At 61.1% G+C, this 13,485-nt stretch carries 14 protein-coding genes; 9 read left to right on the top strand and 5 right to left on the bottom strand.

Annotated elements, in window-relative coordinates:
- The first annotated feature begins 4 nt into the window (after positions 1–4).
- The 6 genes from ACESYO_RS01385 (at position 5) to ACESYO_RS01360 (ending at position 5,766) form a co-directional block, all read left to right on the top strand.
- Positions 5–787 (top strand): DeoR/GlpR family DNA-binding transcription regulator, encoded by a 783-nt coding sequence (locus ACESYO_RS01385; RefSeq protein WP_058964137.1) that lies wholly within the window; start codon positions 5–7, stop codon positions 785–787.
- A gap of 98 nt (positions 788–885) precedes the next feature.
- On the top strand, positions 886–1,548 hold the full coding sequence (gene sdaAB, locus ACESYO_RS01380) for an L-serine ammonia-lyase, iron-sulfur-dependent subunit beta (RefSeq protein WP_373209249.1): 663 nt from the start codon (positions 886–888) through the stop codon (positions 1,546–1,548).
- A 22-nt stretch (positions 1,549–1,570) separates the two neighbouring features.
- Positions 1,571–2,509 carry an L-serine ammonia-lyase, iron-sulfur-dependent, subunit alpha gene (gene sdaAA / locus ACESYO_RS01375; protein WP_346671711.1) on the top strand — a complete coding sequence of 313 codons (939 nt, stop codon included), beginning with the start codon at positions 1,571–1,573 and terminating at the stop codon, positions 2,507–2,509.
- 112 nt (positions 2,510–2,621) lie between these two features.
- Positions 2,622–3,899, top strand: a complete 1,278-nt coding sequence (locus tag ACESYO_RS01370) for an MFS transporter (RefSeq protein ID WP_373209248.1) — start codon at positions 2,622–2,624, stop codon at positions 3,897–3,899.
- A gap of 420 nt (positions 3,900–4,319) precedes the next feature.
- Entirely contained in the window at positions 4,320–4,784 is a 465-nt protein-coding gene (locus ACESYO_RS01365; RefSeq protein WP_058964134.1) for an NfeD family protein, read from the top strand.
- A 73-nt stretch (positions 4,785–4,857) separates the two neighbouring features.
- Positions 4,858–5,766 (top strand): SPFH domain-containing protein, encoded by a 909-nt coding sequence (locus tag ACESYO_RS01360; RefSeq protein WP_058964133.1) that lies wholly within the window; start codon positions 4,858–4,860, stop codon positions 5,764–5,766.
- Positions 5,767–5,851: 85 nt separating this feature from the next.
- Here ACESYO_RS01360 and ACESYO_RS01355 read toward each other — a convergent pair whose 3' ends face one another.
- The 4 genes from ACESYO_RS01355 to ACESYO_RS01340 all read right to left on the bottom strand — a co-directional run bounded on the left by ACESYO_RS01355 (position 5,852) and on the right by ACESYO_RS01340 (position 7,430).
- A complete protein-coding gene (locus ACESYO_RS01355) occupies positions 5,852–6,310 on the bottom strand; it encodes a hypothetical protein (protein WP_058964132.1) in 459 nt (152 codons plus the stop codon).
- A gap of 28 nt (positions 6,311–6,338) precedes the next feature.
- Positions 6,339–6,776: a hypothetical protein gene (locus ACESYO_RS01350; protein WP_373209247.1), complete on the bottom strand. Its 438-nt coding sequence runs from the start codon at positions 6,774–6,776 to the stop codon at positions 6,339–6,341.
- Positions 6,773–7,126, bottom strand: a complete 354-nt coding sequence (locus tag ACESYO_RS01345; RefSeq protein ID WP_346671715.1) for a PadR family transcriptional regulator — start codon at positions 7,124–7,126, stop codon at positions 6,773–6,775. Before ACESYO_RS01345 ends, ACESYO_RS01350 begins: the two co-directional genes overlap by 4 nt.
- A 148-nt stretch (positions 7,127–7,274) precedes the next feature.
- The gene (locus ACESYO_RS01340; RefSeq protein WP_346671716.1) at positions 7,275–7,430 is read right to left on the bottom strand and encodes a hypothetical protein; all 156 of its coding nucleotides are present in this window, start codon (positions 7,428–7,430) and stop codon (positions 7,275–7,277) included.
- Between ACESYO_RS01340 and ACESYO_RS01335 the strand changes: the two genes are divergently transcribed.
- The 3 genes from ACESYO_RS01335 to ACESYO_RS01325 all read left to right on the top strand — a co-directional run bounded on the left by ACESYO_RS01335 (position 7,429) and on the right by ACESYO_RS01325 (position 11,982).
- A complete protein-coding gene (locus ACESYO_RS01335; protein ID WP_373209246.1) occupies positions 7,429–8,730 on the top strand; it encodes a hypothetical protein in 1,302 nt (433 codons plus the stop codon). The two genes, ACESYO_RS01340 and ACESYO_RS01335, sit on opposite strands and share 2 nt — an antisense overlap.
- 118 nt (positions 8,731–8,848) lie before the next feature.
- A complete protein-coding gene (locus ACESYO_RS01330) occupies positions 8,849–9,634 on the top strand; it encodes an ATP-binding cassette domain-containing protein (RefSeq protein WP_373209245.1) in 786 nt (261 codons plus the stop codon).
- On the top strand, positions 9,631–11,982 hold the full coding sequence (locus ACESYO_RS01325) for a hypothetical protein (protein WP_373209244.1): 2,352 nt from the start codon (positions 9,631–9,633) through the stop codon (positions 11,980–11,982). The genes ACESYO_RS01330 and ACESYO_RS01325 overlap by 4 nt, the downstream gene beginning before the upstream one ends.
- A gap of 93 nt (positions 11,983–12,075) precedes the next feature.
- On the opposite strand, the gene ACESYO_RS01320 is transcribed toward ACESYO_RS01325, so the two are convergent.
- On the bottom strand, positions 12,076–13,482 hold the full coding sequence (locus ACESYO_RS01320; protein ID WP_058964127.1) for a CotH kinase family protein: 1,407 nt from the start codon (positions 13,480–13,482) through the stop codon (positions 12,076–12,078).
- Positions 13,483–13,485 lie beyond the last annotated feature (3 nt).

The raw sequence follows: 13,485 nt of genomic DNA, 5'->3' as shown, positions 1-13,485 counted from the left end.
ACACATGCTTGCGAAAAAACGGTATTCCATTATATTAGAGCTGCTGGACAGGGAGGGCACGGTGCACACCGCCGAGCTGGTGCAGGCGCTGGGCGTTTCCTCCGAGACGGTGCGCAAGGATCTGGAAGAGCTGGACCGGCAGGGAAAGCTGCGGCGCATCCACGGGGGCGCGGTGCCCCGGCAGGCGGAATCGGCCGCCGCGCCCATGGTGGGGTATGTGGCCCTTTCCACCCGCAACAGCCTGCACATGGAGGAAAAACAGCGCATCGCCCGGCGGGCCGCCTCCATGGTGGAGGAAGGGCAGGTGGTGGCGCTGGACTACGGCAGCACCAGTCAGGTGCTGGCCCAGGCGCTGGCCGCGCGGTTCCAGCGGCTGACCGTGGTGACCAACTCCATCCAGAACGCGCTGCTTCTGGCAGACAAGCCCGGCTTCACGGTGATCCTCACGGGGGGCGTGCTCTCCCGGGACGAGCACACTCTGGTGAACGACTTCCCCACCGGCATTCTGGATTATGTGCATGTGGACATTCTGTTTCTCACCGTGACCGGCATCGACCCGGTGGCGGGCTTCACCGACCAGCGGCTGGGCGAAATTTCCATGCAGAACCAGATGCGCAATGCCGCCAGCCGGGTGATCGTGGTGGCGGATTCCAGCAAGTTCGGCCGGGCAAGTCTGGTGCGCATCTGCCCCATCCACGCGGTGGAGGCCATCATCACCGACGGCGGGGTGGACCCGGAGCAGGCCGCCGCGGTGGAAAACTGCGGTGTACGGCTCATTCTGGTGTGAGCGGCCCGGCGCTGCATAACGCTCTTTTTTGAGCGCAAACCATTCTTATCCCCCAAACAACCCCCATCCATCATCGAGGATCGAAAGGAAAACGCAGTATGATGAACGTATTCGACATTGTGGGCCCTGTGATGATCGGCCCCTCCAGCAGCCACACCGCGGGCGCGGTGCGCATCGGCCGGGTGGCCCGCGCCCTGCTGGGCTGTGAGCCGGTGAGCGCCCAGATTCTTCTGCACGGCAGCTTCGCCAAAACCTACAAGGGCCACGGCACCGACAAGGCCCTGATCGCGGGCATCATGGGCATGGCCACCGACGACGAGCGCATCCGCTTTTCGCCCCGCCTGGCCGAGGAGGCGGGCCTTTCGGTGAGCATTCTGCCCACCGAGATCGACGGCGCCCACCCCAACACCGCCCTGATCACGCTGGCCGACGCCACCGGCCGCACCGTGAGCGTGCAGGGGGCCAGCGTGGGCGGCGGCAACATTCTGGTCACCCGGGTGAACGGCATGGAGGTGCAGATCACCGGCCAGTACACCTCGCTGATCGTGCTCCATCAGGACACGCCGGGCACCATCGCGGCGGTGACCGAGCTGCTGGCCGAGGGCCAGGTGAACATCTGCAACTTCCGCCTTTCCCGCCAGAAAAAGGGCGGCGTGGCGGTGATGACCATCGAGATGGACGGCGGCTTCGACCCGGCGCTGAACAGGCGCATCGAGGCGCTGCCCCACATTCTCAGCTCCACCATGCTGCTGCCCAACTGAGACCGGAAAAGAGAGGTACGTCATGAACATTGATTTCAAATACGATTCCATTGCGGCGCTGATCGCCGCGGCCGAGGCCGCGGGCGAGCCGCTTTCGGCGCTGGTGCTGCGCCAGCAGGCCATTCAGCTGGAAAAAACCGAGCAGGAGGTCTTTGACCAGATGGCCGACACCTACAAGGTGATGGCCGCCTGCATCGAGCCGGGCTGCGCCGAGGATCTGCGCAGCACCAGCGGCCTCACCGGCGGCAGCGCCTTTAAAATGCGCCGGGCGGTGGAAAGCGGCAAAGCCCTCACCGGCGGCGTGCTGGGCGGGGCGCTGTATCGGGCGCTGGCGGTGAGCGAGCTGAACGCGGCCATGGGCCGTGTGGTGGCCGCGCCCACCGCGGGCAGCTGCGGCATTCTGCCGGCGGCGCTGCTCACCATGCAGAACGATCTGGGCTGCTCCGAGCGCGACTGTGTGATGGCCCTGTTCACCGCCAGCGCGGTGGGCATGGTGATCGCCACCAACGCCTGCGTGGCGGGGGCCCAGGGCGGCTGCCAGGCCGAGTGCGGCAGCGCGGCGGCCATGGCGGCGGCGGCCATTGTGGAGCTGGCGGGCGGCACCCCGGCCCAGGTGAGCGACGCGGTGGCCATTGCGTTGAAAAACATTCTGGGCCTTGTGTGCGACCCGGTGGCCGGCCTTGTGGAAATTCCCTGCATCAAGCGCAACGCCTCCGGCGTGGCCGGGGCCTTTGTGGCGGCGGAGCTGGCGCTGGCAGGCATCGGCAGCGCCATCCCGGCGGACGAGACCATCTTCGCCATGAAGAAGGTGGGCGACGCCATGAGCACCAGCCTGAAGGAGACCGCCGAGGGCGGCCTTGCGGCCACCCCCACCGGCCAGAAGCTGTATGAGCAGGTGTTCGGCACCGCCCCGGCGGCGGGCGGCGGCTGCGCCTCCTGCGGGGCCTGCGGCGGCCGGTAACTCTCGGAACATTCAAAACACAGACGCAAAACCAGAGCAGGGGCCTTCCCCGCTCTGGTTTTCTCTTCCCTCTTTTTTTGCGAAAAGGGAAAACGGCAAGAAAAAACGTGAGGTGATCGCTGTGGCGCAGTCCAATGTTCTGGCCGTGCAAAAGCGGCGGGTGCTGGCGGTGTGTGTGGCCGCCTACACGGTGTCTTACCTGTTGCGCACCAATCTTTCGCTGGCGCTGGACGATCTGATGGAGGTGCTGGCCATCGGCAGGGGGCCGGCGGGCCTTGTGAGCACGCTGTATTTCTGGACCTACGCCTCCGGCCAGCTGCTGGGCGGCTGGCTGAGCGTGAAGTGGGACCCCAAACGGGTGGTGGCGCTGGGCCTTGCGGCCAGCGGGGTGTGCAATCTGGCCATCGGCTTTTGTTCCAGCTACTGGGCGCTGGCCGCTCTCTGGACGCTGAACGGCCTTGCGCTGGCGCTGTTCTGGCCGCCCATTCTGCAGATCACCACCAACTGGTTTGAGCCGGGCGAGTACCTAAAGGTTTCGATTTTGTTGAGCCTGCCCACCACGCTGGGCTATCTGCTGGCCTGGGGCGGGCTTGGCGCTGTGCTGCGGGCGGCGGGCTGGCGCTGGGTGTTCTTCTGCCCGGCCCTTGTGGCCTTCTGCTTTTTCTGGGTCTGGCTGCGGGGGCTGAAGGCAAGCCCCGCGGCGGCGGGCCTTTGCTACCGGCCGGCGGTGCTGGCCGCGCCCGAAAAAAAGGAGCCGGCCGCCGAAGCGCCCCGGCGGGGCAGCCTTGCGCGGGCCATGCTCACCCTGCCCATGCTCAGCTTCGCCTTTGTGATTGTGGCCCAGGGCTCCACCAAGGAGAGCATCAACCTGTGGGCCCCCACCCTGCTGCGGCAGCTGGCCGGCCCCGGGCAGGAGGGGCTGGTGAGCCTGTTCACCGCGGTGATTCCCCTGTTCAGCACCGTCGGGCTGCTGGCCACCGGCTGGCTGGTACGGCGGCTGCACGGCGGGCAGGAGGGCGCGCTGCTGGCCCTGACCGGAGCCGGGACGGTGTGCGGCTGGCTGCTGGTGGCGCTGCAGGGCAGCCTGACCGGGCTGGTGATCTGCCTGGGGCTGCTTTTGGGCCTTGTGTACGGCGTGACCACCATTCTCACCACCCTTTTGCCCCTGCGCTTTGCCCGCACCGGCCAGAGCGCGGCCTTCACCGGCATCTTCAACTTCCTCGCCTATGTGGGCGCGGCGCTGGGCGGCGTGCTCTCCGGCTGGGTGAGCGACGGCTGGGGCTGGCAGCGGGTGTATCTGCTCTGGGCGGCGCTGGCCACCGTGTCCGCTCTGGCGCTGTTTGTCAGCGAGGCCTGGCAGTATTTCAGCTGGCGGTATCTGGGGCACTGACGCCCCCCTGAACCGGCACGTCATCGTCCAAAACCGACCAACCGTACCCGGAGGGAACACCCCTCCGGGCTTTGTTTTTTCCCCGGCTTCGCCCGGGCTCGCCCCGGCCCGCCCGGCTTCGATTGGGGGTCGCCCCGGCAAAAATTTCGCAAAAAAGGCAGAAAACCGCCTTTTTTTGCCCCAGGCGGGCTTTGTTTTTCCACCCGGCATCTGGTAAAATACAGACAACGGCACCACTTCCCGGCCCGGGCCGGAGGGCGGCTGCCGCTGCCGAATGAATATTCGTTCAACGCTTTTCCGCATAAGGTTTTACAGGCGGCATGCCCGCCTGAACAAAAGGCGTTCCCGCATCCTTTCAGGTGCGAGGGCGCCGCAATAAAAAAAGGCGGTGATCTGATCCCGCCGGAGAGGAGTACACCCATGGAGATCCTGATTTCGACCACCGCGGCCATCTGGCTGTGGGCGGCGCTGCTGGCAGTGTTTGTTGTGGTGGAACTGGCCACCGCGAATCTGGTCACCATCTGGTTTGCCGTGGGCGCGCTGGCGGCGCTGCTGGCCAGCCTTGCCACCAACAATGTGTTGTGGCAGGCGCTGGTGTTCCTGCTGGTAAGCCTTGTGGCGCTCATCGCCACCAAGCCTCTGGTCAGCCGGGCGCGGGCCCGCAAACCCGCCGCTGCCGTGGAGCTGGACCGGAACATCGGCCGCACCGCAAAGGCGCTGGAGGATCTGCGCCCCGGCACCGTTGGCCGCGTTCGGCTGGACGGTGTGGACTGGAACGCCGTGACCGACGCGCCCATCCGCGCCGGCGAAGCCTGCGTGGTGCAGGCCATCGGCGGCACCACCCTGACCGTGGCCCCGGAAAAGGCCCCGGCCACCGCAAAATGATCCCCCGCATGCCATTTTTCAGCAATTTCTGAAACAGCGATTTTAATTTCATAACGAAACGGAGGAAATGACTATGCCCACAGTATTGATCGTTCTGATTCCCATTCTCGTGATTCTGCTGCTGTTGCTGGTCAGCTGCATCAGCATCGTGCCGCAGGCCAACGCCTATGTGGTGGAATGGCTGGGCGTGTATCAGGCCACCTGGGGCGCCGGCTTCCACTTCAAGGTCCCCTTCCTGATGCGTGTCGTCAAGAAGGTGAGCCTGAAGGAGCAGGTTGTGGACTTCAAGCCCCAGCCCGTGATCACCCGCGACAACGTGACCATGCAGATCGACTCGGTGGTCTTTTTCCAGGTGACCGACGCCAAGATGTTCACCTACGGCGTGGAGCGGCCCATGAGCGCCATCGAAAACCTGACCGCCACCACCCTGCGCAACATCATCGGTGATATGGAGCTGGATCACACCCTCACCAGCCGCGACGTGATCAATACCAAGATCACCGCCATTCTGGACCAGGCCACCGACAAGTGGGGCATCAAGGTGAACCGGGTAGAGGTGAAGAACATCATCCCGCCCGCCGAAATTCAGGACGCCATGGAGAAGCAGATGAAGGCCGAACGCCTGAAGCGCGAAGCCATTCTGATTGCGGAAGGCGAAAAGACCGCCGCCATCACCAAGGCGGAAGGTGAAAAGGAAAGCGCCATTCTGCGGGCGGACGCGGTGCGCGAGCAGCGCATCCGTGAGGCCCAGGGTGAAGCGCAGGCCATTCTGGAGGTGCAGAAGGCTCTGGCCGACTCGCTGCGCCTGCTGAACGAAGCCGCCCCCAACGACAAGGTGCTGGCTCTGAAGGGTCTGGAAGCGCTGGCCAAGGTTGCCGACGGCCGTGCCACCAAGCTCATCATCCCCAGCGACATGCAGAATCTGGCGGGTCTGGTCACCTCCATCAAGGAGATGGCCACCGCCGACAACGCCGCGAAGTAAACCCCTGACGCAGACAGCGCGGCCCCGAACCGGTTTTTCCCGTTCGGGGCCGCGCTTTGTGTTTTTTTTGATGGGTTCGGGCACATCAGGCCAGCACGCCGTTGGGGGTGCAGGTGAGGGTCACCGTGGGGTAAACTCTTTTGCCGGTGCTCTTTTTCTGCATCACGCCCTTGGCAATGGCGGCGCTTCCGCTGGGATAGGCTTCACCTTTTACGCGATACCATTCACTTTTGTTGATATTGTAGGTATAGGAAGCCGCCGTACAGGTGGCAGAACTGCCGTTGTAGCTGAAGCTGCCGTGTACCGTAAATGTCCAGGCAAGGCTTCCGCTCTCGTAGTAATCAAAATCCTTGCGGCCGTTTTTGGTGCCGCCCCGGGCGGTGGTGTTGTCGTAAACCGTGATCACCGCGTAGGCTCCGTTGTCGTATTGCTCCACTGTGCGGCTCACCACTCGGCCATTGTCATCGGCGGCAAAAGCCGTTACCGAAAAGCACACAACCAGCAACACAGCCAGCAAAACCGAAATCGCTTTTTTACAATTCATAAAGAACCTCCTCGTATAATAAAACTTTTCAGTCCGGCGGAGAGGTCGGGATCGGCCCCTCGTCTTCCTGGGCGCTTTGGACCACCACATAGCCCGGATAATAAATGTAGTCGATCGCAAGCCGCACGCAGTAAAACACGCCGTAGGCCAGCGCCAGCGTTACCAGCACTGCCGCCAGAACCCTGCGCCAGCGGTAGCGGGCCAGCTGCTTTCGCAGCTGCTCGCCCTCCATGTTTTCCAGCACGTTGGCGGCAAAGGCCTTCGGTGCGCCGAAATGGGCATACAGCTCGTCCATTCCGTTCTGGGGATGCTCTTCCAGATAAAAAAGCACCGCCTCCTCCAGCTGGCTCAGAATCGGCTCACGCAGCGCCGCCGGGCAGAAAAGGCTTCGCCTTACCTGCCCGCAATACTTCCGGCACACTGCCTGTGCCTGCCGGGTATTCCCCTGTTTTACACTGTTGTTCATACTGGTTCCACCTCGTTCATTCCACAGGATGCCAGGATACCGCGAATCCCTTCCTGCATGGAAAGGTATTCTGTAACACTGCTTTGCAGATAGTCCCGGCCGGACGGTTCCAGATGGTAATACATCCGGGTGCGGCGTTTGCCCACCTGCTGTTTGGTCACAGTGATATAGCCCTTATCCTCCAAGCGGTAGAGGGTAGGGTACATGGAACTTTCCTGCAATATGAACTTTCCGCCGCTGCGGGCCTGCAATTCCTGCGACATTTCGTACCCGTACATGTCCCGCTGGGCCAGCAGGCTCAGCAGCACAAGCTCGGTAACGCCGCGCTTCAAGTTTTCCGATACTCCCATGGGGCAACCTCGTTTTGTTTTGTTGAATCAACAGTTTCATCATAGCGCAAAAACTATTTGCCGTAAATACTATTCGCCGCAAAGTATTGTTGACATTTCAACTTCTCTGTGATATTTTGGTGTCAGAAGAGAAAAAACTGGGAACATTTCACGAATCCGGGCATCGTTTCGGCGCAGGTGTTCCCTCTGGCAGCAAAATCTCACCGGTGATTTTTGAAACGTTTCGCCGCACCGCCCCCGGCCAGGGCAGCACGGCGGAAAACAGCGGTTGTTTCATAAAAACCAAAAGGAGTATGTATTCCATGAAAAAACGAATTGGAATATTTTCTATTATTTTTGTTGTGTTAACACTAACTTCATGTGGTAACAATGAGCCGATTGAGCCATTAGATGCAAGTTCTTCTGTGAACTCAGCGCAAGCGCAGAAACCGGCACAGATTGTTGACGGTGAATTACAATCTTTGAAATGGGGCAGCGCAATTACAAAAGACGGCTATTATTTGATGGACCCTGTTTCGAATTCTGATAATTCCACGAATATCATGTACATTGATTTCCAGAGCAAGTCGGAGATTCATCTGTGTGCTTCCGCAAACTGTACCCACACCGGGCCAGAATGTGAAGGGAGGCTTCCAGCATCCGGTGGTGGTTCGCGGCCTCTTATTATCAGCAATCAGCTGGTGTTGGCTTTCCCAGGTGCCCCCTATTTTAACGATGAACTTGGAGAGGCATCTTTTCCTAAAATTATGACAATGGGGATGGATGGAAAAGACAAAAAAGTTATTACCACATTTAAAGCCGCTCAGGAAATTTTTGAGCCCTATGTTACGGACGGAGAAAACCTGTATTGTACTCTGGAAACAACAGAGGCAAATGAGCTGAAAAGCGAAATCATAAAGATCAATTTAGAGACCGGTGATTGGATTCCTGTCTATGAGCTGAACGTGGAGCAGGGCGAGCAGGTGATAGATGCCTATGGTTCTAACTTTATCATAAGCGGTGTTGGACAAAGTCTTGATGAAACACTGGCACAGGGAACTGTTACAAGCGTTTTTTTTAAACTGAATGTTTCTACAGGGGAAAAGGAAACTATTTTCTCCCCTGAATCCGGTGACACATTGAGGATATTCCAAGGAAAGGAACTATATTATTTTTCACTGTCAGAAAATGCGTTGCATTGCTTAGACTGTGAAACATTGACAGACAAAATTGTATGCGAATCAGTTTTCGAAGATGGAACGGCTCTGAATCTTGTGGAATTTCTGGACTGCCGCGATGGGTATGCTCTTTTCGGTCAAACTTCAGAGGACTTTGAAGACTTCTCCATGATCCAGGTAAATCTGAGTACCGGTGAAAAATCAGAATTCAATTTGACTAGCACAAATCTTATGGGCACAGTCCGTCCGGTGCAGGTTTTATCGAAAATTCCGGGAACAGAGCAGTATCTGGTGAAGATTGGCGAAAAGAGCGTTGAGGAGGAAAGTCAGCAGCCAGACGGCACTTCGATGTATGTGACTACAGCGCGAGATATTTACGCCATCATCAACGCTTCTGATTATTGGGCTTCCAACCCGGCGTACAGCGTCATTGAGTTTGCATTTTAAGGGAGAGCTATAGGAGCCGCTGCAATTTGTACTGATTGTTGTGTATACCACAATTGCTTCCTTGATCTCAGATTTGACTGACCACTCCACGCGGATTGCCTTCGAGGTGAATTTATACATGACCCATGAAACGAATCTGGCCACCTGCCTTGCGGTGGAAGGACTGAAAAAAAGTTATTTAATCAGGGGCGGCCGGTTTGGCCGCCCCGCCACCAGAAAACAGGCCCTGGCCGGGGTGAGCTTCACCCTCGGCCCGGGCCTTTACGGCCTTCTTGGCCCAAACGGGGCGGGCAAGTCCACCCTCATCAACATCATCACCGGCAGCCTGAAGCAGGACAGCGGTACCGTTCAATGGTGCAGCAAAAGCGCCCGCGCGCTGGACATCCGCTTTCGCCGGGCGCTGGGCTATATGCCACAGCAGCAGGGCCTTTACGACAGCTATACCGGCCGCCGCTTTCTGGCCTATATGTGCGCCTTAAAGGAGATTCCGAGCAGGGATGTTCCGGCGCAGGTGGAGCAGGTGGCCGAATGGGTCAATCTTTCCCACGAGCTGGACAAACGCCTTGCCGCCTATTCCGGCGGCATGAAGCAGCGATTGTTGCTGGCCAGCGCTCTGCTGGGGGACCCCAAGCTGTTGATTCTGGACGAGCCCACCGCCGGACTGGACCCGAAAGAACGGGTGCGGCTGCGGGAACTGCTGGCGGAGATGGCCAAAGATCGAATCATTCTGGTGGCCACCCATGTGGTGAGCGATGTGGAAACGGTAGCCACCGAGATTCTGCTTTTGAAAAACGGCAAACTGGTGGACAAGGCCCCGGTGGAGCGCCTGATTGAAACCTACGCGCCGGGCCAGAATCTGGAAGCGGTGTACTTGGCGGTGTTCGGTGAGGAGGATGGCAAATGAGGCTGCTCTCTGCCGAGCTGCGTAAGGTCTGGGGGCAGCGTATCTTTGCGCTGTGTCTGGCGGTGCTGGCTGCCGCCAACCTGTTTCTGCTCTACACCGGCACCCGCCCCGGAGAAAACAGCCCGCAGCCTGCGGCCTGGCGGGCCGTGGCCCGGGACCTTGCCGGGCTGGACACCGCCGCCCAGCAGGATTTCATCAACGAAAAGCTGGACCTTGTGTACGGCGTTTTACAGATTGACCAGATTCTTTCCTATCAGGCAAGTGGGGCCTTTTTGGGGATGGATGTGCGGCAGGAATATGCTGACCTTTTCGCAAATTATGAGCAGGCTTACAAGGAAAAATCCTACGATCTTTACACCGGCGATCTGCGGATGGAATACGCCTTTCTCACCCAGATCAAGGCCGAGCTGGACACGGTGGCGGGCTACCCCCGGTTTCTGGAGGATGTGCAGACCAGGGCAAAACAGCTCTCCGGTATTTCCATATTCAACAACGGCAAAAGCGGCTACGACCAGGCCAACATCCGCAAAACCTCCGCGGTGTACGCGGGCATGGGGGATGTGGCCATCCGCTACGCGCCCCAGAAGGGGCTGTTCACCGCGCTGGACTACCCGTTCACCGACCTGATTCTGCTGGCGGCCATGCTGCTTCTGGCAAGCCTGCTGCTGCGCCACGAGCGGGACAGCGGCATGCTGCATCTGGTGCGCAGCATGCCCGGCGGGCGGCTGCACACCGCGCTGGCAAAGCTGGGCGCGCTGGCGGTGAGCCTGCTGGCGGTGCTGCTGCTGTTGTACGGGGTGAACCTTGCCTACTGCGGCCTTACCTTCGGCCTTGGGCCGCTGAGCCGCAGCATCCAGAGCGTGCCCGCGCTGATGCGCTGCACCATGCAGATCACGGTGGGGCAGTATCTGGCACTGTTTCTGCTGGCCAAGTGGGCCGGGGCCTTTGTGATGGGCCTGTGGGTGATGCTGGCGGCGCTGTGGGCCCGCCGGGCCTTTGCGGGCTGGTGCGCCGCGCTGGCGCTGCCCGCCGCCCAGTGGCTCATCCGGCAGGCCATTCCCGCCACCAGCCGGCTGAACGTGATCAAATACGCAAATCTCGCAAGCCTTCTGCGCACCAACGAGCTTCTGGGCAACTACCGGAACCTTTACTGGTTCGATGCCCCGGTCAGCCTGCCGCTGGTGGAGTGGCTGGCGGCGATTTTGTACGGCATCCTTCTGGCGGGCGGCTTCTGCCTGCTGTTCTGCCGGGGGCGGCTGGCGGCGGCACCGGCCTTTGCCGGGCTGCGGCGCAAGGCGGCGAAAACCAGAGCCACCACCGTGCTGCGGCAGGAGAGCCGCAAGCTGTTTGTGCTCTGCGGCGCGGCGGCGGTGCTGGTGGCCTTCGCGGACTGGCAGACCTTCCGCACCGTGACCGCCGAAAGCTACATCGACGCGCAGGAGATCTATTACGCATACTACATGAAGCAGCTGGCCGGGCCCTATACCGAAGAAACCCGCCAGAAGCTGCTGGAGATGAACGGGGAATTCGAGCCCATCCGCCAGCTGGACGCGGCGCTGGCCGCGGGCAAAATCAGCAGCGAAGCCTATCAGGCCCAGATGGGCGCCTACTACGGCCTGCAGCAGAAAATGAGTGTATTCCAGCGCATCCTGAACGGCAATCTGGCCTATATGAAAGAGCATCCGAAGGCCCAGCTGGTCTACGAGAGCGGCTGGGAAAAGCTGTTCGGCTTTTCCGGCGAGGGCGATCTGCAGGACACTCTGATCGCCGGCCTTGTGAGCTGCGTGTGCTTTGCGGGCCTGTTCGCCTTTGAGCACAGGGGCGGCATGAAGCGGGTGGTGATGGCCACCCCGCTGGGCCGCCGGTACACCCTGCGCCGCAAGCTGGCGGTGGGGGCGCTGGGCGCGGCGCTGGTCTGCCTGTTCACCTGCCTGCCCCGGTTTGTGGTGGTGCTGCGGGACTACGGCCTCTGCCGGCCCTTCGCCCCGGCCATGAGCCTTGCGGATTACGCGGCCATTCCCGCCGGGGTCAGCCTTTCCGACCTGCTGGTGTTCGGGGTGCTGGCCCGGCTGGCCGCCTGCCTTTGCATGATGCTGCTTCTGATGGCCCTTTCCGAATACATGGGCAACACGCTGGGGGCCATGTTCGTGGGCAGCATCGCCTTCTGCCTGCCGCCGCTGCTGGCGCTGAGCGGGCTTTCCGGCCTGCGGTGGGTGGGGTTTTATCCCCTCTTCCACATCGCAGAGCTTGCCCGCCGGGCGGATGTCTGGGCCGGCCTTGGCGCTCTGGTCATCGCGCTGGGGCTGGGCTGGCTGGCCGCCGAAAAGCTGCTCCAGCGCTGGAGCTGACCGGCCCTTTTTACAAACAAAACAGAAGAGCGCGGCCCCGTACCCGGAGCGATTCCGGGCGCGGGGCCGCGCTTTCTTTTTTGGGTTCGCCGGTCAGTGCACGCCGTCGGCCAGATCGGCAATCTCGCCCAGATCCGGCAGCCAGACCGACGAGGCGTCCACATAGGGACCGCCCCATTCCGTCCGCTCCTTCCATGTGGAGGGGATTTTGCCCTCCAGCTGGCCCCGGGCGCTCTCGGCCCGCAGCAGACAGAATTGTGTGAAAGTTTCCACCCCGGTGCGGAAGTCCTCATAGGAGCAGAAGGCGGTGGGATCCCGCTGCACATAGGGGGCGATCATCCGGGCGGTGGCGGTGGTCTCGTCCGCAAAGCGTCCGCTCTCAAAATATCCGCTCAGAAATTCGTCGAAATACCGGTGGTAGGCGGCAAAGCATTCATCCTGCTTCATCACCTGATGGTAGAGCGGCCGGTTCTGCATCACCTCGCCGGTGCCGGGGGTGTCGATGGGATAATTCACATAAAGCTCCGCGTCGTTCACCGGCTCCGGCATGCCCAGCGAATAGGTGGCGAAGGCCAGATTATAGTCCCAGGGCAGCATGCTCAGCCGCCCGTTTTCCTCGTAGAGAAAATAGTTGTGGCCGGTGCGGCCCAGATAGCTGTCCAGATTGACGGTGAACACCTGCACCACAAAATACCGCAGCACCCGGTCCAGCTCCACCGCCTTTTCCAGCTGCTGCCCGGTGGAAAGCTGCTCCAGCGCCGTAATCAGCCGCTGTCTGTCCGCCGGGGTGGGGTCGAATCTGGCGGTGCGGAAGATGTTGTCGTAATTTTCCTCCTCCGGGCCGGTGTAGCGCAGGGCCACGTCCGGGTTTTCTGCGGAAAGGCTTTTGTAGTCCGGCTTGTACAGCTGGCCGTGATCCGGCCCGAAGTTGCGGCGGGCAAAGGCCTCCTCCGGCTCCTCCACCGCCAGAAACAGTCCCCAGTCCTGCCCGTTCACCGTCACCCACACATAGCTGCTCAGGGGCGCGGGCACCCCCATGTAGTCCATCATCCGGCAGGCGGTGTGGTTTTTCAGATAGCTGTTGTCCTGAAAGGAGCAGTCCAGCGAGAGCTTGTCCAGCCCGTGGTAGCTGGCCCCGGTCTGGTAGTGGTCGAATTCCAGCTTCAGGCTGTAGCGGCTGAGGCCGTACTCCTCGATCAGCCGCCGGGAGTTGTTGCCCTTGGCCCGCAGACCCACCTGCTCGAACCGCTCGCCGTCCACCACCACCGTGCAGGGGGAATATTCCTCCTGCGGGGCAGCGGCCAGAAAGGCCTGCCAGTTTTCGATCTGGATGTCGATGGTGTGCACCCGGCCCGCGTCGAACAGCCGGGAGGCGTAGGCCGGGTCACTGTGGGCCGGGCGGATGCCCAGCTCCTCCCCCCGCCAGAGCACCCCGGCCAGCACAAGGGCCAGCGCCATGGCGGCAAGGCAGATGCGGTCGATGTGTTTGTGGCGCAGCATGGC

Source organism: Allofournierella massiliensis, from assembly GCF_964241245.1.
Classification (GTDB): domain Bacteria; phylum Bacillota; class Clostridia; order Oscillospirales; family Ruminococcaceae; genus Allofournierella; species Allofournierella massiliensis.
The sequence above is the reverse complement of the archived record's forward strand: the minus strand, read 5'-3'. Positions and strand labels throughout refer to the sequence as shown.